The sequence below is a fragment of the Escherichia sp. XD33 genome (assembly GCF_019375075.1).
Classification (GTDB): Bacteria; Pseudomonadota; Gammaproteobacteria; order Enterobacterales; family Enterobacteriaceae; genus Enterobacter; species Enterobacter flexneri_A.
Genome location: NZ_JAENDM010000038.1, coordinates 17,688 through 39,389, shown reverse-complemented (window position 1 = coordinate 39,389; position 21,702 = coordinate 17,688). Strand labels below are relative to the sequence as shown.

Annotated in this window: 21 protein-coding genes; 13 read left to right on the top strand and 8 right to left on the bottom strand. The window is 50.5% G+C overall.

The window, feature by feature from the left end; genetic code table 11:
• The first annotated feature begins 239 nt into the window (after window positions 1-239).
• Window positions 240-932 carry a FadR/GntR family transcriptional regulator gene (locus K0778_RS18720; protein ID WP_001131164.1) on the top strand — a complete coding sequence of 231 codons (693 nt, stop codon included), beginning with the start codon at window positions 240-242 and terminating at the stop codon, window positions 930-932.
• 22 nt (window positions 933-954) lie between these two features.
• On the top strand, window positions 955-2,382 hold the full coding sequence (gene mdtD, locus K0778_RS18715; protein ID WP_001280852.1) for a multidrug transporter subunit MdtD: 1,428 nt from the start codon (window positions 955-957) through the stop codon (window positions 2,380-2,382).
• Here mdtD and rbsR read toward each other — a convergent pair.
• The 7 genes from rbsR to kup all read right to left on the bottom strand — a co-directional run bounded on the left by rbsR (window position 2,348) and on the right by kup (window position 10,251).
• Window positions 2,348-3,340 carry a ribose operon transcriptional repressor RbsR gene (gene rbsR / locus K0778_RS18710; protein WP_000224470.1) on the bottom strand — a complete coding sequence of 331 codons (993 nt, stop codon included), beginning with the start codon at window positions 3,338-3,340 and terminating at the stop codon, window positions 2,348-2,350. The genes mdtD and rbsR overlap by 35 nt on opposite strands.
• A gap of 3 nt (window positions 3,341-3,343) precedes the next feature.
• The gene (gene rbsK, locus K0778_RS18705; protein WP_001300603.1) at window positions 3,344-4,273 is read right to left on the bottom strand and encodes a ribokinase; all 930 of its coding nucleotides are present in this window, start codon (window positions 4,271-4,273) and stop codon (window positions 3,344-3,346) included.
• 125 nt (window positions 4,274-4,398) lie between these two features.
• Window positions 4,399-5,289, bottom strand: a complete 891-nt coding sequence (rbsB, locus tag K0778_RS18700) for a ribose ABC transporter substrate-binding protein RbsB (protein WP_001056273.1) — start codon at window positions 5,287-5,289, stop codon at window positions 4,399-4,401.
• A gap of 24 nt (window positions 5,290-5,313) precedes the next feature.
• Window positions 5,314-6,279, bottom strand: a complete 966-nt coding sequence (gene rbsC / locus K0778_RS18695) for a ribose ABC transporter permease (protein ID WP_000211858.1) — start codon at window positions 6,277-6,279, stop codon at window positions 5,314-5,316.
• A gap of 4 nt (window positions 6,280-6,283) precedes the next feature.
• Complete coding sequence (rbsA, locus tag K0778_RS18690) at window positions 6,284-7,789, bottom strand: ribose ABC transporter ATP-binding protein RbsA (RefSeq protein WP_000387770.1); 1,506 nt, start codon at window positions 7,787-7,789, stop codon at window positions 6,284-6,286.
• A 7-nt stretch (window positions 7,790-7,796) separates the two neighbouring features.
• Window positions 7,797-8,216, bottom strand: coding sequence for a D-ribose pyranase (gene rbsD, locus K0778_RS18685; RefSeq protein ID WP_001301979.1), 420 nt, complete (start codon window positions 8,214-8,216; stop codon window positions 7,797-7,799).
• 166 nt (window positions 8,217-8,382) lie between these two features.
• On the bottom strand, window positions 8,383-10,251 hold the full coding sequence (kup, locus tag K0778_RS18680) for a low affinity potassium transporter Kup (protein ID WP_000102319.1): 1,869 nt from the start codon (window positions 10,249-10,251) through the stop codon (window positions 8,383-8,385).
• Between the two features lie 222 nt (window positions 10,252-10,473).
• Here kup and ravA point away from each other — a divergent pair, with 222 nt between their 5' ends.
• On the top strand, window positions 10,474-11,970 hold the full coding sequence (gene ravA, locus K0778_RS18675; protein ID WP_001299914.1) for an ATPase RavA: 1,497 nt from the start codon (window positions 10,474-10,476) through the stop codon (window positions 11,968-11,970).
• The gene (gene viaA / locus K0778_RS18670; RefSeq protein WP_000956642.1) at window positions 11,964-13,415 is read left to right on the top strand and encodes an ATPase RavA stimulator ViaA; all 1,452 of its coding nucleotides are present in this window, start codon (window positions 11,964-11,966) and stop codon (window positions 13,413-13,415) included. Before ravA ends, viaA begins: the two co-directional genes overlap by 7 nt.
• Before the next feature lie 4 nt (window positions 13,416-13,419).
• On the opposite strand, the gene asnA is transcribed toward viaA, so the two are convergent.
• Window positions 13,420-14,412, bottom strand: a complete 993-nt coding sequence (gene asnA / locus K0778_RS18665) for an aspartate--ammonia ligase (RefSeq protein ID WP_000845113.1) — start codon at window positions 14,410-14,412, stop codon at window positions 13,420-13,422.
• A gap of 151 nt (window positions 14,413-14,563) precedes the next feature.
• Between asnA and asnC the strand changes: the two genes are divergently transcribed.
• From asnC to atpH, 9 genes are all read left to right on the top strand, one after another.
• A complete protein-coding gene (asnC, locus tag K0778_RS18660; protein WP_000432970.1) occupies window positions 14,564-15,022 on the top strand; it encodes a transcriptional regulator AsnC in 459 nt (152 codons plus the stop codon).
• 89 nt (window positions 15,023-15,111) lie between these two features.
• Window positions 15,112-15,555, top strand: a complete 444-nt coding sequence (gene mioC, locus K0778_RS18655) for an FMN-binding protein MioC (RefSeq protein WP_000763723.1) — start codon at window positions 15,112-15,114, stop codon at window positions 15,553-15,555.
• Window positions 15,556-15,933: 378 nt separating this feature from the next.
• The gene (mnmG, locus tag K0778_RS18650) at window positions 15,934-17,823 is read left to right on the top strand and encodes a tRNA uridine-5-carboxymethylaminomethyl(34) synthesis enzyme MnmG (protein ID WP_000499788.1); all 1,890 of its coding nucleotides are present in this window, start codon (window positions 15,934-15,936) and stop codon (window positions 17,821-17,823) included.
• 63 nt (window positions 17,824-17,886) lie between these two features.
• Complete coding sequence (gene rsmG / locus K0778_RS18645) at window positions 17,887-18,510, top strand: 16S rRNA (guanine(527)-N(7))-methyltransferase RsmG (protein WP_000932839.1); 624 nt, start codon at window positions 17,887-17,889, stop codon at window positions 18,508-18,510.
• Between the two features lie 616 nt (window positions 18,511-19,126).
• Window positions 19,127-19,507 (top strand): F0F1 ATP synthase subunit I, encoded by a 381-nt coding sequence (gene atpI, locus K0778_RS18640; RefSeq protein ID WP_000116695.1) that lies wholly within the window; start codon window positions 19,127-19,129, stop codon window positions 19,505-19,507.
• An 8-nt stretch (window positions 19,508-19,515) separates the two neighbouring features.
• A complete protein-coding gene (atpB, locus tag K0778_RS18635; RefSeq protein WP_000135625.1) occupies window positions 19,516-20,331 on the top strand; it encodes a F0F1 ATP synthase subunit A in 816 nt (271 codons plus the stop codon).
• 46 nt (window positions 20,332-20,377) lie between these two features.
• Entirely contained in the window at window positions 20,378-20,617 is a 240-nt protein-coding gene (gene atpE / locus K0778_RS18630; protein ID WP_000429386.1) for a F0F1 ATP synthase subunit C, read from the top strand.
• Window positions 20,618-20,678: 61 nt separating this feature from the next.
• Window positions 20,679-21,149, top strand: a complete 471-nt coding sequence (gene atpF, locus K0778_RS18625; RefSeq protein ID WP_001052219.1) for a F0F1 ATP synthase subunit B — start codon at window positions 20,679-20,681, stop codon at window positions 21,147-21,149.
• 14 nt (window positions 21,150-21,163) lie between these two features.
• A complete protein-coding gene (atpH, locus tag K0778_RS18620; RefSeq protein WP_001288587.1) occupies window positions 21,164-21,697 on the top strand; it encodes a F0F1 ATP synthase subunit delta in 534 nt (177 codons plus the stop codon).
• Window positions 21,698-21,702 lie beyond the last annotated feature (5 nt).

Genomic DNA, 21,702 nt, shown 5'->3' with positions numbered 1-21,702 from the left:
CAGGAGAACCCCGCTGACCCGGCGGCGTGTTTGCCGTTGTTCCGTGTCAGTGGTGGCGCATTATAGGGAGTTATTCCGGCCTGACAAGAGGAAATTTAAAATAATTTTCTGACCGCGCATTTTTTCAGCAAAAGCCCCGTTAATGTGCCATAAAACAAGCAATTTGCCGTTTTTGCAACCGTAATCACACTTCCTGGTGGCATACTAAGGAGGAATAAAAAGAAAAAGGAAGATAAGTAATGCCTTTAAGCGCACAACAGTTAGCTGCACAGAAAAACCTTTCGTATGTTCTGGCTGAGAAGCTGGCGCAACGGATCTTAAAAGGTGAATATGAACCCGGCACCATTTTGCCCGGTGAGATTGAGCTGGGCGAGCAATTTGGAGTGAGTCGTACAGCGGTACGCGAAGCGGTCAAAACGTTAACGGCAAAAGGGATGGTTTTACCGCGACCGCGAATTGGTACTCGGGTCATGCCACAATCGAACTGGAATTTTCTTGATCAGGAATTGCTTACCTGGTGGATGACAGAAGAGAACTTTCATCAGGTCATCGATCACTTTCTGGTTATGCGTATCTGTCTGGAGCCGCAAGCCTGCCTACTGGCAGCAACGGTTGGCACCGCGGAACAGAAAGCGCATCTCAATACGTTAATGGCCGAAATGGCGGCATTAAAAGAGAACTTTCGCCGTGAACGCTGGATCGAAGTCGATATGGCCTGGCATGAGCATATCTATGAAATGAGCGCCAATCCGTTTTTGACCTCATTCGCCTCGCTATTCCATTCGGTTTATCACACTTACTTCACGTCAATTACCAGCGACACAGTGATAAAGCTGGATCTGCATCAGGCGATTGTCGATGCGATTATCCAAAGCGATGGCGACGCGGCATTTAAAGCTTGTCAGGCGCTGCTACGCTCACCTGATAAGTGATAACCCGATAACAGGACATTGAATGAGCGATAAAAAGAAGCGCAGTATGGCGGGTTTGCCGTGGATCGCGGCGATGGCCTTCTTCATGCAGGCACTTGATGCCACTATTCTTAATACCGCCTTACCCGCAATCGCTCATAGCCTTAATCGTTCTCCTCTCGCGATGCAATCAGCCATCATCAGTTATACGCTGACGGTGGCGATGCTTATTCCGGTAAGCGGATGGCTAGCCGATCGCTTCGGTACGCGTCGCATTTTTACCCTTGCCGTGAGTCTGTTCACATTGGGTTCTCTGGCCTGCGCACTTTCTAATTCGCTACCACAGCTGGTTGTCTTCCGGGTTATTCAGGGGATAGGCGGCGCAATGATGATGCCTGTTGCTCGGCTGGCCTTACTGCGCGCTTATCCTCGTAATGAACTTCTTCCAGTATTGAATTTTGTCGCCATGCCGGGTCTGGTGGGGCCAATTTTAGGCCCCGTTCTTGGCGGCGTGCTGGTCACCTGGGCAACCTGGCACTGGATATTTTTAATCAATATCCCCATAGGTATTGCGGGCCTTCTTTACGCGCGCAAACATATGCCCAATTTCACCACCGCACGACGCAGATTCGATATCACTGGCTTTTTGCTGTTTGGCCTCAGCCTTGTTCTCTTCTCAAGCGGAATAGAGCTATTCGGGGAAAAGATTGTCGCCAGCTGGATTGCCTTGACGGTAATTGTCACCAGCATCGGGTTACTGCTTCTCTATATTCTCCATGCACGACGCACGCCAAACCCATTAATTTCATTAGATTTATTTAAAACCCGCACTTTCTCGATCGGTATCGTAGGCAATATTGCAACCCGTCTGGGGACCGGCTGTGTACCGTTCCTTATGCCATTGATGTTACAGGTAGGATTTGGTTATCAGGCGTTTATTGCTGGCTGTATGATGGCACCGACAGCGTTAGGTTCCATTATTGCAAAATCGATGGTTACCCAAGTCTTACGTCGTCTGGGCTATCGCCATACGTTAGTGGGGATCACGGTGATTATTGGGCTAATGATCGCTCAGTTCTCTTTGCAATCACCAGCAATGGCTATATGGATGCTGATCTTGCCGTTGTTTATATTAGGGATGGCTATGTCGACGCAGTTTACCGCGATGAATACCATCACACTTGCCGATCTGACCGATGACAATGCCAGCAGCGGTAACAGTGTTCTGGCGGTCACGCAGCAACTGTCGATTAGTTTAGGCGTTGCTGTAAGTGCGGCCGTCCTTCGCGTTTATGAAGGAATGGAAGGCACAACGACTGTCGAACAATTCCACTATACGTTTATCACAATGGGCATTATTACTGTTGCTTCAGCAGCAATGTTCATGCTTCTGAAAACAACCGATGGTAATAATTTGATCAAAAGACAGCGTAAATCTAAGCCGAACCGCGTTCCATCAGAATCGGAGTAAGTTGTAATCGTTGTTGCTGAAGGGTCGGCTGGGTTATCCGATGGATGAGTACATCAATCGCCAGCTCCCCCAGTTCATCTTTCGGTTGGTGGATAGTGGTTAATGGTGGCGTCATAAAGCTTGCCAGTTCGATATCGTCATAGCCAATCACCGCGATATCCTGCGGAACCTGTAACTCTGCCTGATATAACGCCTGGTAAACGCCAACAGCCATAGCGTCATTTCCGGTAAAGACGGCCTGAGGACGCAGCGGATGTGATAGCAGTTGGCGCATAGCGTCAAACCCGCCGTTAAATTCAAAATCACCAGTGACTTCATAGCCATCAGGAATGTTGAGACCCGCACGTTTCATCGCCGCCCGATAACCTTCCAACCGCAGGCGCGCCGGAGTTTTATCCAGCGGGCCGGTAATACAGGCGATACGGGTATGACCTTTATCGATCAGATATTGCGTTGCTAAGTCTCCGCCCAGCAACGAGTTATCCTGAATAAGATCGCTGTCGCCATCGAACGGAGCCCAGTCCATCATCACAGTAGGCACTGTCGGATAACGTTGCATGATTTCACGCGAAGGTTGATGCGTTTCGGTGCACAGTAACAGCAAGCCATCAACGCGTTTTTGCATCAGCGTTTCCAGATTGCGATTCATCCGCTGTTCATCGCCTTCGGTATTGCAAAGGACGAGACTATAACCGCGTTCGAAGCAGCTGCGTTCAACGCCACGCACCAGTTCTGAATAGAAAGGATTGGTACTGGCAGTGATCAACATGCCAATGGTATGTGTTTGATTGAGTTTGAGGCTACGCGCCAGAGCTGATGGCGCGTAATTGAGTTCTTTAATCGCCGCTTCAACTTTGGCGGTAATCGCTTCACTGACGAAGCGATCTTTATTGATAACGTGAGAAACTGTTGAGGTAGAAACGCCCGCCAGGCGGGCAACATCTTTCATTGTAGCCAAGCGTCACCTCTGCCTGTCTAAAAATGCGTCGATCTCTTCACGCCACGGTACGGAAGGTTGTGCGCCTTTACGTGTTACGGCAATCGCAGCGGCAGCATGGGCAAAACGAATCGCCTCTGGCAATGGTTTTTCTTCCAGCAATGCCGTGATTAACGCACCGTTAAAGGTATCTCCGGCAGCAATGGTATCGACAGCCTGCACCCGGAATCCAGGAACGCGCTGACCTTCACCATTCACGCTAGCCCATACACCACGACTTCCTAAAGTAATCAGTACAGTACGGATACCTTTTTCATGCAGTACCTGCGCCGCCTTCGCTGCATCTTCATCATTTTCAACACGAATACCGGTGAGCTTTTCTGCTTCCGTTTCGTTTGGCGTAATAATGTCCACCAGCGCCAGCAGTTCGTCAGGAAGTTCGCGAGCCGGAGCCGGGTTAAGCGCAACGATAGTCTTATTTTGATGGGCGATTTTCGCCGCTGCCATCACACTTTCGAGTGGTGATTCCAGCTGCATTAATAATGCTGACGCGTTGGCAATACGCTCACGTTGCGCTTCCACCAGCGCCGGGGAAAGGGCAGCATTAGCGCCGGCATGAATACCGATGACATTCTCACCTTCGCCATTAACAAAAATCAGCGCCACACCTGTTGATTCGCCTTTGATCACGCTGACCGGAGTAATATCAATGTTATCAGTGGCGAGCTGCTGGCGAACGCTCTCACCAATGCTGTCATCACCCGTACAGGCAATAAACGCGATATTCGCACCGCTACGCCCAGCAGCCACAGCCTGATTCGCGCCTTTGCCGCCAAATGCAACCTGATAGTGGTTACCGGTTACGGTTTCGCCTGGAGTAGGAAAAGATTGAAGATTAAGAATGTGGTCAGCATTAATGCTGCCAAGAACAACGAGGCTGCCTGCGTTTTGCATATTCGGGATGTCCATAAAATGCGCCACCGTGTTAGGGTGGCGCGTGCCCTGCTTTTCTTTATATTACACGTTCATCTGTCGATGACGTATTTATGTCACCATCAGGTCATACAACCTGATTAAAACTACTGCTTAACAACCAGTTTCAGATCAACCGGATACTTAGCCTGAACTTTCTCGCCTTTCAGCACTTTATCTGCGGTTTCGACGCCTTTCGCGCCAATCTGATCGGGTAGCTGAGCGATAGTCGCTGCTAGTTTGCCATCATTCACCGCTTTTTCGCCATCCGGTGTACCGTCAAATCCGACGACCATCACATCCGATTTACCGGCAGTTTGCAGTGCGCGCAGCGCGCCCAGCGCCATTTCATCATTCTGCGCGAATACAGCCTGAACATCCGGATGAGCGGTCAACAGGTTCTGCATTACGTTCAAACCTTTAGTGCGATCAAAATCTGCTGGCTGGCTGGCAAGAACATTAAACTTGTGAGCAGCAACGGCCTGCTGGAAGCCTTCGCCACGTTCACGGGCTGCGGATGTACCAGCAATGCCTTGCAGCTCGATAACTTTGGCACCTTCACCCGCTTTCTTCGCGATGTAATCACCAGCGATTTTGCCGCCCAGTACGTTATCAGAAGCAATGTGGCTCACCACTTCACCTTTCGTTGCCTGGCGGTCAAGAGTGATAACCGGGATGTTCGCCTGGTTAGCCATCTTCACAGCATTACCCACTGCGTCGGAGTCGGTCGGGTTAATCAGCAGAATTTTTGTGCCGCGAACGGTTAAGTCCTGCACGTTCGCCAGCTCTTTCGCCGGGTTGTTCTGGGAGTCCAGCACCACCAGGTTATAGCCAAGTTTATCCGCCTCTTTCTGCGCGCCATCTTTCAGCGATACAAAGAACGGGTTGTTAAGCGTGGAGACCACCAGCGCGATGGTGTCTTTTGCCATCGCATTCGCACTGACGGTGGCGCTTAGCGCAACAGCGGAAACCAGGGTAGCCAGTTTTTTCATGTTCATATTCAAGATGTCCTGTAGTCGTTATTACTGCTTTTTGTTGTCTACCAGCACCGCCAGCAAAATCACCACCGCTTTGACGATCATCTGGTAATAGGAGGAAACACCTAACAAATTCAATCCATTATTAAGGAAGCCAAGAATTAATGCGCCGATCAACGTCCCAACAATGCGACCTTTTCCGCCCGCCAGACTCGTACCGCCCAGAACCACCGCAGCAATAGCATCCAGCTCATAGCCAGTCCCCGCCGTGGGTTGTGCGGAGGAGAGACGCGCCACTTCAATGATCCCGGCCAGCGATGCCAGCAGACCACAAAGAGAATAGACGATGATTTTGATTTTATTGACGTTGATACCAGAAAGACGCGTTGCCGCTTCGTTGCCGCCCAGCGCGTAGATGTAACGCCCCAGACGCGTGTGATGCAGCATGTACCAGGCCGCGAGGAAGACAATCCCCATGATCCAGACTGGCGTCGGTACGCCCAGCGGACGACCAATACCAAACCAGCCAAACAGATCGGCGTTCTCAGTAAAGCCGGTATTCACTGGGCTACCGTTGGTATAAACCATGGTCACGCCGCGCAGTAAAAGCATCATAACCAGCGTAGCGATAAACGCCTGGACGCGACCTTTCGCTACAATCACCCCGGTTACCGCACCAATTGCGGCACCTAACGCGAGAGCAGCAGCGACAGCCACCAGCGCATTGACTTCAATGCCGACGATAGATGCAGCAACTGCGCCGGTCAGCGCCAACAGAGAACCTACCGATAAGTCGATGCCCGACGTCAGGATCACCAGCGTCATCCCGACCGCCATAATGGCGTTCACTGAGGTTTGCTGGAGAATATTGAATAAGTTATTGATGGTGAAAAAGTTCGGGCTTAACGTCGAGACAATCGCGATCAGCACCAGCAGAGCGATAAGCGATTTCTGCTCCATCAGCCACGCTTTCGTGAAATAACGGCGACCAGAGACAGTCTGGGTTGTCATTTTTTTACTCCTGATTCACGCGATTAAGCTTGCCCACAGCGGCAGCCATTAACACTTCCTGGGTGGCCTGCTCACGAGTAAATTCCCCGCTGAGATGCCCTTCATGCATGACGATGATGCGATCGCTCATGCCTAATACTTCTGGCATCTCCGATGACACCAGAATGATGCTCAAGCCATCGGCTTTGAACTGGTTAATCAGTTGATAGATCTCTTTTTTCGCGCCGACATCTACGCCACGGGTAGGTTCATCAAGGATCAACACTTTGGGGCGTGTCATCAGACCGCGGGCAATCGCCACTTTTTGCTGATTGCCACCGGAAAGCAGACCAATTGCCTGTTCCATCGACGGAGTTTTCACATTAAACAGACGAATGAAATCACTCACAGCCTGCTGTTCATCGGCATGCTTCAAACTGCCGCCAGCGCGGCTGAAGTAGCGCAGCGCTGTCAGCGACATGTTCTCTTTTACTGACATGCCCAACACTAAACCGTCACGTTTACGGTCTTCGGAGATATACACAATGCCGTTTGCCAGGCCATCCTGCGGTGAACGGGTAACGACTTCATGCCCATCCAGGGTGACGTAACCGCTGGTGCGCGGTAGTGCGCCGTAGAGCACTTTCATCAGTTCGGTACGACCTGCGCCCATCAAACCAGAGACGCCAAGAATTTCGCCTTTGCGTAAAGTAAAAGAGACATCGTTAACGCCAGGTCCGCAGAGATTATCGACTTTCAGGCGGATATCTCCCGGCGCTTTGTCCAGGTGCGGATATTGATCTTCCAGCTTGCGACCCACCATCATCTCAATCAGCGAATCTTCGGTCAGTGATGCCACTTCGCGCTCAGCAATAAATTGTCCGTCACGAAAAACGGTAACGTCATCGCAAATCTCGAAGATTTCTTTCATGCGGTGGGAGATATAGACAATACCGCGGCCTTGCGATTTCAGCTCGCGGATGACGCGGAACAGGGATTCGGTTTCGGTATCGGTCAGCGCATCGGTCGGTTCATCCATAATGATGACTTTCGACTCAAAGCTCAGCACTTTGGCGATTTCAACCATTTGCTGGTCACCGATGGAAAGATCGCCCACCAGCTTGTCGCTTTTAAAGCGCAGGTTAAGTTTAGCCAGCAATTTATCCGCTTCGGCATACATGGTTTTCCAGTCAATTTTGCCAAAGCGATTAACAAACTCACGACCGAGGAAAATGTTTTCGGCAATGGTCAACTGCGGGATCAGGTTCAGTTCCTGATGGATAATCCCAATCCCGGCTTCCTGGGAAGATTTTGGCCCGGTAAATGTCGTTTCTTTCCCCAGCCATAAAAGCGTACCGGCATCGCGAGTATAGATGCCAGTAAGCACTTTCATCATGGTGGATTTACCCGCGCCGTTTTCGCCCACCAGCGCCATCACGCGGCCCGGATAGACATTTAACGCTGCGCCCGAGAGGGCTTTTACGCCCGGGAAGGCTTTATCGATGCCTTTAAGCTGAAGTAATGCTTCCATGACGGCCTCAGAACGTCACGCCAGCACAGAGAATGATATTCGCATACGGAGAACATTCTCCGCTGCGAATTACCGCCTGACTTTCTGCGGTTTGTTGTTTGAATTGTTCATGCGTGGTGTAACGAATTTCAATGGTATTTCCCTGGTGTTTTTGCAGCTGCTCAAGGTGAGTGAGCAACGTTTCGTGGAGTTGCGGATTATGGTGTTTGATCTCTTCCGCGATAATGGCCGCCTCGACCTGCATTTCATTTGTGACGACGCCCAGCACCTGCATAAAAGAAGGTACACCCTGGGTTAATGCCATATCGATACGCGTTGTACTTTTGGGGATGGGTAAACCAGCATCACACACCACCAGCGTATCGGTATGTCCCAGACGGGAGATCACCGATGAAATATCAGAATTAAGAACGGTGCCTTTTTTCATTTTTTTCTCCATCAGCGAAACGTTTCGCTGACCCACAGTTTAATCCTGACTGAGTTGGGAAAACCATCGTGACGTTACGGAAATGTGATCAACCTCGAAACGTTTTACATGGTGATTAACCATGAAAACAAAAACGCCCCCTTATGAAGAAAGGAGGCGTCTGGCGTTAGATTTCGACCTGAGTACCCAGTTCGATAACCCTGTTTGGCGGGATTTCAAATTGATCTGGTGCACGCAGCGCATTACGTTGCAGCAGCAAGTACAGCTTGCCGCGCAGACGCAAATACCACGGGCGTTTGCCGAGGATCAACGACTCATGCGACATAAAGAAGGAGGTTTCCATCATCCGGCAACTTAATCCTTCCAGACCGCAGCGGTGGAAAACTTCTTCTACGTTTGGCGTTTCTCGCCAACCATAACTTGCCACCACGCGCCAGAAAGTGGGCGACAGTTGTTCAATCTGTACCCGACGGACGTTATGGACATATGGAGCGTCTTCGGTGCGCAGAGTTAACAGAATCACCCGCTCATGCAATACCTTGTTATGTTTAAGGTTATGCATCAGCGCAAAGGGAATGACGTTGATTGCACGCGACATATACACCGCGGTCCCGGGCACGCGAACAGGCGGTGATTTCTCCAGCGAAGCAATCATCGCTTCCAGAGAGTTACCATGTTCATGCATCCGCCGCAGCAAGCGGAAACGCTCGCTCTTCCAGGTGGTCATCACGATAAACATCACAGTACCGAGGCTCAATGGCAACCAGCCGCCGGAGAGCAGTTTATCGAGGTTAGCGGTGAACAATGGAATATCGACACAAAGGAAAGCAATCAGGATCAGCGCAACAAAATACTTATTCCAGTGCCAGTTCTGACGTGCCACGGTAGTCGAGAGAATAGACGTCAGCACCATGGTTCCGGTCACCGCAATCCCGTACGCCGCCGCCAGGTTGCTGGAGTGCTCAAAGCTGACAATCACAATCACGACCGCGACATAGAGCATCCAGTTCACAAACGGAATATAGATTTGCCCTGACTCCATTTCGGAGGTGTGAATAATGCGCATCGGCGACAAATATCCCAGACGTACCGCCTGACGCGTCAATGAAAAGACGCCAGAGATAACCGCCTGCGAGGCGATTACCGTCGCCAGTGCGGCGATGATCAGCAGCGGGATCAGCGCCCAGTCCGGTGCCAAAAGGAAGAACGGGTTCTTAATCGCTTCCGGGTTCTTTAACAACAGCGCTCCCTGGCCGAAGTAATTAAGAGTTAAGGAAGGTAATACGACAGTGAACCACGCCAGACGAATAGGGAACTTACCAAAGTGTCCCATATCAGCATACAGCGCCTCGACCCCCGTAATCGACAGCACCACTGCCCCTAATGCAATAAAAGAAACCGTTTTGTATTCAAGGAAGAAATGCACCGCCCACATCGGATTCAGCGCATGCAGCACTTCCGGGTTAGCAATAATGCTACGTAACCCCAGTCCTGCCAGAATCAAAAACCAGGTCAGCATGATCGGCGCAAACAGCTTACCGACCATAGCCGTGCCATGCTTTTGAATCATAAATAATAAAGTGAGAACGATAATTGAGAGGGGAACTATCCAGGTATCCAGCTGCGGGGCGACGATTTCCAGACCTTCAATGGCTGACATCACCGAAATAGCGGGTGTTATGACGACTTCACCATAGAAAAAGCTGCCGCCGATTAGCCCCATAATCACCAGCATTGATGTGGTTCGCGCCGACGTATTACGCCCGGCAAGCGACATCAACGTCAGGATCCCCCCCTCACCGGCGTTATCTGCCCGCATCACGAAGGTGAGATATTTAATGGAAACCACAAAGATTAGCAGCCAGAAGATCAGCGATAAAAAGCCAAACACGGCATCGCGTTCAACGCCAAAACCAAACTGGCCGGACAAACATTCACGAAGTGTATATAACGGGCTGGTACCAATATCGCCGTAGACAACTCCAATCGCCGCGAGGGTAATCGCGGGCAATGATTGCTTATTATCAGTGCTCATAGACTAGTCTTTCGTTGAAATATGAAATGTGTGCTTAGTCCCTTGGCCCACAAAAAAGCGCACAGTATGCACGATTAACGGCAAAATCGTACTCCTAAATGCGGCCACATTAACCTGGCTCAAAGAAAAATACCCCCCCTTTGAGACTATTTTAGCCACCAGCAAGAAACGTCTATACTCGCAATTTACGCAGAACTTTTGACGAAAGGACGCCACTTCATTATGGCTCACCCTCATTTATTAGCGGAAAGAATTTCCCGCCTGAGCAGTTCGTTGGAAAAGGGGCTTTATGAACGTAGCCACGCCATCCGCTTGTGTTTATTAGCGGCATTAAGTGGTGAAAGTGTGTTCCTCCTTGGCCCGCCAGGTATTGCCAAAAGTTTGATCGCCCGGCGCTTAAAATTCGCCTTTCAGAATGCCCGCGCGTTTGAATATCTGATGACCCGCTTCTCCACGCCGGAAGAAGTTTTTGGTCCCCTTTCTATTCAGGCGCTAAAAGATGAAGGGCGCTATGAACGTTTAACCAGCGGTTACCTGCCGGAAGCAGAAATTGTCTTTCTGGATGAGATCTGGAAAGCGGGCCCGGCAATTCTTAATACCTTGCTCACCGCCATTAACGAGCGCCAGTTCCGCAACGGTGCACACGTAGAAAAAATCCCGATGCGCCTGCTGGTGGCGGCCTCCAACGAGCTGCCGGAAGCAGACAGCAGTCTGGAAGCGTTATATGACCGCATGCTGATTCGTCTGTGGTTAGATAAAGTGCAGGATAAAGCGAATTTCCGCTCCATGCTGACCAGTCAACAGGATGAAAACGACAATCCGGTTCCTGATGCCTTGCAGGTCACAGATGAAGAATATGAACGCTGGCAGAAAGAGATTGGTGAAATTACGCTGCCCGATCATGTATTTGAGCTGATTTTTATGCTGCGCCAGCAACTGGATAAATTACCGGATGCGCCTTATGTCTCGGATCGTCGCTGGAAAAAAGCGATCCGATTATTACAGGCCAGCGCCTTTTTTAGCGGTCGCAGTGCTGTTGCCCCGGTAGATCTCATTTTGCTGAAAGATTGCCTGTGGTATGACGCGCAAAGCCTGAATTTGATACAACAACAAATTGATGTATTGATGACCGGTCACGCCTGGCAACAGCAAGGGATGTTGACTCGCCTTGGCGCGATTGTGCAACGTCACCTGCAACTCCAGCAGCAACAAAGCGATAAAACAGCCTTAACGGTAATTCGTCTGGGCGGCATTTTCAGCCGTCGTCAGCAGTATCAACTTCCTGTTAACGTTACTGCTTCCACTCTGACTCTACTGCTGCAAAAACCGTTAAAACTGCATGATATGGAAGTGGTTCATATCTCCTTTGAGCGTAGCGCGCTGGAACAGTGGCTGAGCAAAGGTGGTGAAATTCGCGGTAAACTGAACGGTATCGGCTTTGCCCAGAAACTGAATCTGGAAGTTGATAGCGCCCAACATCTTGTCGTTCGCGATGTAAGTTTACAAGGCAGTACGCTGGCACTTCCCGGTTCATCGGCTGAAGGTCTGCCTGGTGAAATAAAACAACAACTGGAAGAGCTTGAAAGCGACTGGCGCAAGCAACACGCTTTATTCAGCGAACAGCAAAAATGTCTGTTTATCCCTGGCGACTGGTTAGGTCGCATTGAAGCCAGCCTACAGGATGTCGGTGCACAGATTCGCCAGGCACAACAATGCTAACGCTGGATACGCTTAATGTGATGCTGGCCGTCAGCGAAGAGGGATTGATCGAAGAGATGATCATCGCACTGCTGGCCTCACCGCAGCTGGCGGTCTTCTTTGAAAAATTCCCACGCCTGAAGGCGGCAATCACTGATGATGTTCCCCGCTGGCGTGAAGCGCTGCGCAGTCGGCTGAAAGATGCCCGAGTCCCGCCGGAACTCACCGAAGAGGTGATGTGCTATCAGCAAAGCCAGCTCCTCTCCACGCCACAGTTTATTGTGCAGCTACCACAGATCCTGGACTTACTGCATCGTCTGAATTCTCCATGGGCAGAACAAGCCCGACAGTTGGTTGATGCTAACAGCACGATCACTTCAGCGTTACACACGCTTTTTCTCCAGCGTTGGCGTTTAAGTCTGATCGTGCAAGCAACGACGTTAAATCAACAGCTATTAGAAGAAGAACGCGAACAACTGTTGAGTGAAGTTCAGGAACGCATGACGCTGAGCGGACAACTTGAACCGATTCTCGCAGATAACAATACTGCAGCTGGTCGTCTGTGGGATATGAGCGCCGGTCAGCTTAAACGTGGCGACTATCAGTTGATTGTGAAATACGGTGAATTTCTTAACGAACAGCCGGAACTGAAACGCCTGGCAGAGCAGCTGGGGCGTTCTCGGGAAGCCAAATCAATACCGCGCAACGATGCGCAGATGGAAACCTTCCGCACCATGGTGCGCGAACCGGCGACGGTTCCTGAGCAGGTTGATGGTCTGCAACAAAGCGATGATATTTTACGTCTCCTGCCGCCAGAACTGGCGACACTAGGGATAACGGAACTGGAGTATGAGTTTTACCGTCGGCTGGTGGAAAAACAGTTGCTCACCTATCGCCTGCACGGTGAGTCGTGGCGTGAAAAAGTGATCGAACGTCCGGTGGTACATAAAGATTACGATGAACAGCCGCGCGGGCCGTTTATTGTCTGTGTGGATACTTCCGGCTCAATGGGCGGCTTTAATGAACAGTGTGCGAAAGCGTTCTGCCTGGCCTTGATGCGCATTGCTCTCGCAGAAAACCGGCGCTGCTATATTATGCTATTTTCCACCGAGATCGTCCGTTATGAGCTTTCAGGCCCACAAGGCATCGAACAAGCAATCCGTTTTTTAAGCCAGCAGTTTCGTGGCGGCACCGATCTTGCCAGTTGTTTTCGCGCCATTATGGAACGCTTGCAAAGCAGGGAATGGTTTGATGCCGATGCGGTGGTGATTTCTGATTTTATCGCTCAGCGGTTGCCTGACGACGTGACGAGTAAAGTGAAAGAGCTGCAGCGGGTACATCAGCATCGCTTTCATGCCGTGGCGATGTCGGCACACGGCAAACCCGGCATCATGCGCATTTTCGATCATATCTGGCGCTTTGATACCGGGATGCGAAGCCGCCTGCTCAGACGCTGGCGGCGATAAATTATTACAGCAGAGAAGGGACGCTCTCGCGAACAGCAGCTGGCCATACACCACACTGAACCTGGCCGATATGCGGCAGTTGCAGCAGCAGCATGGTCAAACGAGACTGGCCGATACCGCCGCCGATGGTCTGCGGCATTTCACCGCGCAGCAGCGCCTGATGCCATTCCAGCTGCAGACGATCTTCATCACCGGTCAGCGCCAACTGATGCTTCAACGTGTCGGCATCCACGCGGATCCCCATGGAAGAAAGCTCAAACGCATCTTCCAGTACAGGGTTCCACACCAGAATATCGCCGTTCAGACCCGCATGGCCCAGCTCTGACGGGGTGCTCCAGTCATCATAATCCGGTGCGCGCACGTCGTGGCGATGACCATCGCTCAGCTTGCCGCCAATCCCGACAAGGAATACCGCACCAAGATCTTTCGCTATCGCCCGCTCACGCCATTTGGCATCAAGATCCGGATAACGAGACAGTAACTCCTGGCTGTGTACGAAGTGGATCTGATCCGGCAGGAACGGTGCCAGGCCAAACTCTTCGCTAACCGCAGCTTCGGTTGCTTTAATTCCCGCCCAGATCGCCTCTACCGTGCTTTTCAGAGTCGAGAATTGACGCTCACCGTCGCCCATTACGCGTTCCCAGTCCCACTGGTCAACATAGACCGAGTGCAACGGAGAAAGACGGTCTTCATCGGGGCGAAGGGCTTTCATGTGCGTGTACAGCCCTTCGCCCGCGCTGAAGTCGTGTTGCCCTAAGGTCTGACGTTTCCACTTCGCCAGTGAATGAACCACTTCGAACTGGGCATCAGGCAGAGCTTTCACTTTTACCTGCACCGCTTTTTCACAGCCCGACAAGTTATCCTGCGTGCCATCCCCCACACGGCTAAGAATCGGCGCCTGGACTTCGATCAGCCCCAGACGTTCTTCCAGTTGGCGAGAAAAGTGAGATTTCACGAAGCTAATTTGGCGTTGTTTGGCAATGTAAGCGGTTTTCATTTTTTATACTCCTGCGCCCTGTTGCTTATGATTAAGCAACAAAAACCGACACACATGCAATAATCATTCAATAAAAAGCCTAACACACTTTTGATTCATTAAAAAAGAAGGCTAAAATAGAATGAATCATCAATCTGCATAAGAAAATCCTATGGAAAATTATCTGATCGACAATCTGGACCGTGGCATCCTGGAAGCATTAATGGGCAATGCGCGCACCGCTTACGCCGAACTGGCGAAACAATTTGGCGTCAGTCCGGGGACGATTCACGTTCGAGTAGAGAAAATGAAGCAGGCGGGGATCATTACCGGGGCGCGTATTGATGTCAGCCCGAAGCAACTCGGTTATGACGTAGGCTGCTTTATCGGCATTATATTAAAGAGCGCCAAAGACTACCCTTCCGCGCTGGCAAAGCTGGAAAGCCTTGATGAAGTCACTGAAGCCTATTACACAACCGGCCACTACAGCATCTTTATAAAAGTGATGTGCCGTTCGATCGACGCTCTCCAGCATGTACTTATCAACAAGATCCAAACAATTGATGAAATTCAGTCCACCGAGACATTGATCGTCCTGCAAAACCCGATCATGCGTACCATCAAGCCCTGATCGGCTTTTTTAATCCCATACTTTTCCACAGGTAGATCCCAACGCGTTCACAGCGTACAATACGCCACTCTTAATAAAGGTGGCGGTTTATGGCAGATATCACTCTTATCAGCGGCAGCACCCTCGGCGGTGCCGAATATGTAGCAGAACACCTGGCTGAAAAGCTGGAAGAGGCGGGTTTTACCACCGAAACGCTGCACGGTCCGCTGTTAGAAGATTTACCTGCCTCAGGGATCTGGCTGGTTATCAGCTCCACCCACGGTGCCGGAGATATTCCGGACAACCTTTCTCCTTTCTATGAAGCATTGCAGGAACAGAAGCCCGATCTTTCTGCGGTCCGCTTTGGCGCAATCGGTATTGGTAGTCGTGAATATGACACCTTTTGTGGGGCTATCGATAAACTCGAGGCAGAACTCAAAAATTTCGGTGCAAAACAGACAGGCGAAACACTGAAGATCAACATTCTTGATCACGACATTCCGGAAGATCCGGCAGAAGAATGGCTGGGATCGTGGATTAATTTACTCAAATAAGTATACAGATCGTGCGATCTACTGTGGATAACTCTGTCAGGAAGCTTGGATCAACCGGTAGTTATCCAAAGAACAACTGTTGTTCAGTTTTTGAGTTGTGTATAACCCCTCATTCTGATCCCAGCTTATACGGTCCAGGATCACCGATCATTCACAGTTAATGATCCTTTCCAGGTTGTTGATCTTAAAAGCCGGATCCTTGTTATCCACAGGGCAGTGCGATCCTAATAAGAGATCACAATAGAACAGATCTCTAAATAAATAGATCTTCTTTTTAATACCCAGGATCCCAGGTCTTTCTCAAGCCGACAAAGTTGAGTAGAATCCACGGCCCGGGCTTCAATCCATTTTCATACCGCGTTATGCGAGGCAATCACCATGTTTTATCCGGATCCTTTTGACGTCATCATCATTGGCGGGGGTCATGCAGGCACCGAGGCCGCGATGGCCGCGGCGCGTATGGGTCAACAGACTCTGCTTTTGACACACAATATCGACACTCTGGGGCAGATGAGCTGCAACCCGGCGATCGGCGGTATTGGGAAGGGACATCTGGTAAAAGAAGTGGATGCACTCGGCGGTCTGATGGCGAAAGCGATCGATCAGGCGGGTATCCAGTTTAGGATACTAAACGCAAGCAAAGGACCGGCGGTTCGCGCTACCCGAGCTCAGGCGGATCGTGTGCTCTACCGTCAGGCGGTACGTACGGCGCTGGAGAACCAACCGAACCTGATGATCTTCCAGCAGGCGGTTGAAGATCTTATTGTCGAAAACGATCGCGTGGTCGGTGCTGTTACCCAAATGGGACTGAAGTTCCGTGCCAAAGCCGTCGTGCTCACCGTTGGGACGTTCCTCGACGGTAAAATTCATATCGGTCTGGATAATTACAGCGGTGGCCGTGCTGGTGATCCGCCGTCCATTCCGCTTTCTCGCCGTTTGCGTGAACTGCCGCTGCGCGTTGGTCGTCTGAAAACCGGGACACCACCGCGTATTGATGCTCGAACCATCGACTTTAGCGTACTGGCGCAACAGCATGGCGATAACCCAATGCCGGTATTCTCGTTTATGGGCAATGCGTCCCAGCATCCCCAGCAGGTGCCGTGTTATATCACTCATACCAACGAGAAAACCCATGATGTGATCCGCAGTAACCTCGATCGTAGCCCAATGTACGCAGGGGTGATCGAAGGTGTCGGCCCACGCTACTGCCCGTCGATCGAAGACAAAGTCATGCGCTTCGCCGACAGAAATCAGCATCAGATCTTCCTTGAACCGGAAGGACTGACCTCTAATGAAATTTATCCGAACGGTATCTCCACCAGCCTGCCGTTCGATGTGCAGATGCAAATCGTCCGCTCTATGCAGGGGATGGAAAACGCGAAGATCGTGCGTCCGGGTTATGCCATTGAGTATGACTTCTTCGATCCTCGCGACCTGAAACCGACGCTGGAGAGCAAGTTTATCCAGGGGCTGTTCTTTGCTGGTCAGATTAACGGCACTACCGGTTACGAAGAAGCCGCTGCGCAAGGTTTGCTGGCCGGTCTTAACGCTGCCCGTCTGTCTGCTGACAAAGAAGGTTGGGCTCCGGCGCGTTCTCAGGCATATCTCGGCGTACTGGTTGATGACCTGTGCACTTTAGGAACCAAAGAACCGTATCGTATGTTTACCTCGCGCGCAGAATATCGTCTGATGCTGCGTGAAGATAATGCGGATCTGCGTTTGACTGAAATCGGTCGTGAACTGGGCCTGGTGGATGACGAACGTTGGGCGCGCTTTAACGAGAAACTTGAGAATATCGAGCGTGAGCGTCAGCGTCTGAAATCGACCTGGGTAACCCCGTCGGCGGAAGCTGCAGCCGAAGTGAATGCTCACCTGACTGCGCCGCTTTCCCGTGAAGCCAGTGGTGAAGATCTGCTGCGTCGTCCGGAAATGACTTATGAAAAATTAACCACGCTGACGCCGTTTGCCCCTGCGTTGACAGACGAACAGGCGGCGGAACAGGTTGAGATTCAGGTTAAATACGAAGGTTATATCGCGCGCCAGCAAGATGAGATCGAAAAGCAGCTGCGTAACGAGAACACCCTGCTACCCGCGACACTGGATTACCGCCAGGTATCCGGTCTTTCTAACGAAGTGATCGCCAAACTTAACGATCACAAACCGGCCTCTATCGGCCAGGCTTCGCGTATTTCTGGCGTCACGCCTGCGGCCATCTCCATTCTGCTGGTGTGGCTGAAAAAACAGGGTATGCTGCGTCGTAGCGCATAACGCATTAAAAATGCCTGGTAAGCACCCGCTTACCAGGCAACGCATCAAGAACAGGTAATCACCGTGCTCAACAAACTCTCCTTACTGCTGAAAGACGCAGGTATTTCGCTTACCGATCACCAGAAAAACCAGCTTATTGCCTACGTGAATATGCTGCATAAATGGAACAAAGCGTACAACCTGACTTCGGTCCGCGATCCTAATGAGATGCTGGTACGCCATATTCTCGATAGCATTGTGGTGGCACCGTATCTGCAAGGTGAACGGTTTATCGATGTCGGTACCGGACCAGGACTGCCAGGCATTCCACTCTCTATCGTGCGTCCTGAAGCCCATTTCACTCTGTTGGATAGCCTTGGTAAACGCGTGCGTTTCCTTCGTCAGGTGCAACATGAGCTTAAACTGGAGAATATTGAGCCAGTACAGAGCAGGGTAGAAGAGTTTCCTTCAGAGCCGCCATTTGATGGCGTAATTAGCCGCGCTTTTGCCTCTCTGAACGATATGGTGAGCTGGTGCCACCATCTTCCTGGTGAGCAAGGCCGTTTCTACGCGCTGAAAGGGCAAATGCCGGAAGATGAAATCGCTTTGTTGCCCGAAGAATATCAGGTCGAATCAGTGGTTAAACTTCAGGTTCCAGCCCTGGATGGCGAACGTCATCTGGTGGTGATTAAAGCAAATAAAATTTAATTTTTATCAAAAAAATCATAAAAAATTGACCGGTTAGACTGTTAACAACAACCAGGTTTTCTACTGATATAACTGGTTACATTTAACGCCACGTTCACTCTTTTGCATCAACAAGATAACGTGGCTTTTTTTGGTAAGCAGAAAATAAGTCATTAGTGAAAATATCAGTCTGCTAAAAATCGGCGCTAAGAACCATCATTGGCTGTTAAAACATTATTAAAAATGTCAATGGGTGGTTTTTGTTGTGTAAATGTCATTTATTAAAACAGTATCTGTTTTTAGACTGAAATATCATAAACTTGCAAAGGCATCATTTGCCAAGTAAATAAATATGCTGTGCGCGAACATGCGCAATATGTGATCTGAAGCACGCTTTATCACCAGTGTTTACGCGTTATTTACAGTTTTTCATGATCGAACAGGGTTAGCAGAAAAGTCGCAATTGTATGCACTGGAAAAATATTTAAACATTTATTCACCTTTTGGCTACTTATTGTTTGAAATCACGGGGGCGCACCGTATAATTTGACCGCTTTTTGATGCTTGACTCTAAGCCTTAAAGAAAGTTTTATACGACACGCGGCATACCTCGAAGGGAGCAGGAGTGAAAAACGTGATGTCTGTGTCGCTCGTGAGTCGAAACGTTGCTCGGAAGCTTCTGCTCGTTCAGTTACTGGTGGTGATAGCAAGTGGATTGCTGTTCAGCCTCAAAGACCCCTTCTGGGGCGTCTCTGCAATAAGCGGGGGCCTGGCAGTCTTTCTGCCTAACGTTTTGTTTATGATATTTGCCTGGCGTCACCAGGCGCATACACCAGCGAAAGGCCGGGTGGCCTGGACATTCGCATTTGGCGAAGCTTTCAAAGTTCTGGCGATGTTGGTGTTACTGGTGGTGGCGTTGGCGGTTTTAAAGGCGGTATTCTTGCCGCTGATCGTTACGTGGGTTTTGGTGCTGGTGGTTCAGATACTGGCACCGGCTGTAATTAACAACAAAGGGTAAAAGGCATCATGGCTTCAGAAAATATGACGCCGCAGGATTACATAGGACACCACCTGAATAACCTTCAGCTGGACCTGCGTACATTCTCGCTGGTGGATCCACAAAACCCCCCAGCCACCTTCTGGACAATCAATATTGACTCCATGTTCTTCTCGGTGGTGCTGGGTCTGTTGTTCCTGGTTTTATTCCGTAGCGTAGCCAAAAAGGCGACCAGCGGTGTGCCAGGTAAGTTTCAGACCGCGATTGAGCTGGTGATCGGCTTTGTTAATGGTAGCGTGAAAGACATGTACCATGGCAAAAGCAAGCTGATTGCTCCGCTGGCCCTGACGATCTTCGTCTGGGTATTCCTGATGAACCTGATGGATTTACTGCCTATCGACCTGCTGCCGTACATTGCTGAACATGTACTGGGTCTGCCTGCACTGCGTGTGGTTCCGTCTGCGGACGTGAACGTAACGCTGTCTATGGCACTGGGCGTATTTATCCTGATTCTGTTCTACAGCATCAAAATGAAAGGCATCGGCGGCTTCACGAAAGAGTTGACGCTGCAGCCGTTCAATCACTGGGCGTTCATTCCTGTCAACTTAATCCTTGAAGGGGTAAGCCTGCTGTCCAAACCAGTTTCACTCGGTTTGCGACTGTTCGGTAACATGTATGCCGGTGAGCTGATTTTCATTCTGATTGCTGGTCTGTTGCCGTGGTGGTCACAGTGGATCCTGAATGTGCCGTGGGCCATTTTCCACATCCTGATCATTACGCTGCAAGCCTTCATCTTCATGGTTCTGACGATCGTCTATCTGTCGATGGCGTCTGAAGAACATTAATTTACCAACACTACTACGTTTTAACTGAAACAAACTGGAGACTGTCATGGAAAACCTGAATATGGATCTGCTGTACATGGCTGCCGCTGTGATGATGGGTCTGGCGGCAATCGGTGCTGCGATCGGTATCGGCATCCTCGGGGGTAAATTCCTGGAAGGCGCAGCGCGTCAACCTGATCTGATTCCTCTGCTGCGTACTCAGTTCTTTATCGTTATGGGTCTGGTGGATGCTATCCCGATGATCGCTGTAGGTCTGGGTCTGTACGTGATGTTCGCTGTCGCGTAGTAAGCGTTGCTTTTATTTAAAGAGCAATATCAGAACGTTAACTAAATAGAGGCATTGTGCTGTGAATCTTAACGCAACAATCCTCGGCCAGGCCATCGCGTTTGTCCTGTTCGTTCTGTTCTGCATGAAGTACGTATGGCCGCCATTAATGGCAGCCATCGAAAAACGTCAAAAAGAAATTGCTGACGGCCTTGCTTCCGCAGAACGAGCACATAAGGACCTTGACCTTGCAAAGGCCAGCGCGACCGACCAGCTGAAAAAAGCGAAAGCGGAAGCCCAGGTAATCATCGAGCAGGCGAACAAACGCCGCTCGCAGATTCTGGACGAAGCGAAAGCTGAGGCAGAACAGGAACGTACTAAAATCGTGGCCCAGGCGCAGGCGGAAATTGAAGCCGAGCGTAAACGTGCCCGTGAAGAGCTGCGTAAGCAAGTTGCTATCCTGGCTGTTGCTGGCGCCGAGAAGATCATCGAACGTTCCGTGGATGAAGCTGCTAACAGCGACATCGTGGATAAACTTGTCGCTGAACTGTAAGGAGGGAGGGGCTGATGTCTGAATTTATTACGGTAGCTCGCCCCTACGCCAAAGCAGCTTTTGACTTTGCCGTCGAACACCAAAGTGTAGAACGCTGGCAGGACATGCTGGCGTTTGCCGCCGAGGTAACCAAAAACGAACAAATGGCAGAGCTTCTCTCTGGCGCGCTTGCGCCAGAAACGCTCGCCGAGTCGTTTATCGCAGTTTGTGGTGAGCAACTGGACGAAAACGGTCAGAACCTGATTCGGGTTATGGCTGAAAATGGTCGTCTTAACGCGCTCCCGGATGTTCTGGAGCAGTTTATTCACCTGCGTGCCGTGAGTGAGGCTACCGCTGAGGTAGACGTCATTTCCGCTGCCGCACTGAGTGAACAACAGCTCGCGAAAATTTCTGCTGCGATGGAAAAACGTCTGTCACGCAAAGTTAAGCTGAATTGCAAAATCGATAAGTCTGTAATGGCAGGCGTTATCATCCGAGCGGGTGATATGGTCATTGATGGCAGCGTACGCGGTCGTCTTGAGCGCCTTGCAGACGTCTTGCAGTCTTAAGGGGA

Bases quoted from the DNA above. Each gene is read 5' to 3' on its own strand.
- K0778_RS18720 (WP_001131164.1), top strand. From the start codon at position 240: ATGCCTTTAAGCGCACAACAGTTAGCTGCACAGAAAAACCTTTCGTAT.
- rbsB (WP_001056273.1), bottom strand. From the start codon at position 5,289: ATGAACATGAAAAAACTGGCTACCCTGGTTTCCGCTGTTGCGCTAAGC.
- mdtD (WP_001280852.1), top strand. From the start codon at position 955: ATGAGCGATAAAAAGAAGCGCAGTATGGCGGGTTTGCCGTGGATCGCG.
- rbsA (WP_000387770.1), bottom strand. From the start codon at position 7,789: ATGGAAGCATTACTTCAGCTTAAAGGCATCGATAAAGCCTTCCCGGGC.
- viaA (WP_000956642.1), top strand. From the start codon at position 11,964: ATGCTAACGCTGGATACGCTTAATGTGATGCTGGCCGTCAGCGAAGAG.
- rbsC (WP_000211858.1), bottom strand. From the start codon at position 6,279: ATGACAACCCAGACTGTCTCTGGTCGCCGTTATTTCACGAAAGCGTGG.
- ravA (WP_001299914.1), top strand. From the start codon at position 10,474: ATGGCTCACCCTCATTTATTAGCGGAAAGAATTTCCCGCCTGAGCAGT.
- asnA (WP_000845113.1), bottom strand. From the start codon at position 14,412: ATGAAAACCGCTTACATTGCCAAACAACGCCAAATTAGCTTCGTGAAA.
- atpB (WP_000135625.1), top strand. From the start codon at position 19,516: ATGGCTTCAGAAAATATGACGCCGCAGGATTACATAGGACACCACCTG.
- mnmG (WP_000499788.1), top strand. From the start codon at position 15,934: ATGTTTTATCCGGATCCTTTTGACGTCATCATCATTGGCGGGGGTCAT.
- atpI (WP_000116695.1), top strand. From the start codon at position 19,127: ATGTCTGTGTCGCTCGTGAGTCGAAACGTTGCTCGGAAGCTTCTGCTC.
- atpH (WP_001288587.1), top strand. From the start codon at position 21,164: ATGTCTGAATTTATTACGGTAGCTCGCCCCTACGCCAAAGCAGCTTTT.
- kup (WP_000102319.1), bottom strand. From the start codon at position 10,251: ATGAGCACTGATAATAAGCAATCATTGCCCGCGATTACCCTCGCGGCG.
- atpE (WP_000429386.1), top strand. From the start codon at position 20,378: ATGGAAAACCTGAATATGGATCTGCTGTACATGGCTGCCGCTGTGATG.
- asnC (WP_000432970.1), top strand. From the start codon at position 14,564: ATGGAAAATTATCTGATCGACAATCTGGACCGTGGCATCCTGGAAGCA.
- rbsK (WP_001300603.1), bottom strand. From the start codon at position 4,273: ATGCAAAACGCAGGCAGCCTCGTTGTTCTTGGCAGCATTAATGCTGAC.
- mioC (WP_000763723.1), top strand. From the start codon at position 15,112: ATGGCAGATATCACTCTTATCAGCGGCAGCACCCTCGGCGGTGCCGAA.
- rbsD (WP_001301979.1), bottom strand. From the start codon at position 8,216: ATGAAAAAAGGCACCGTTCTTAATTCTGATATTTCATCGGTGATCTCC.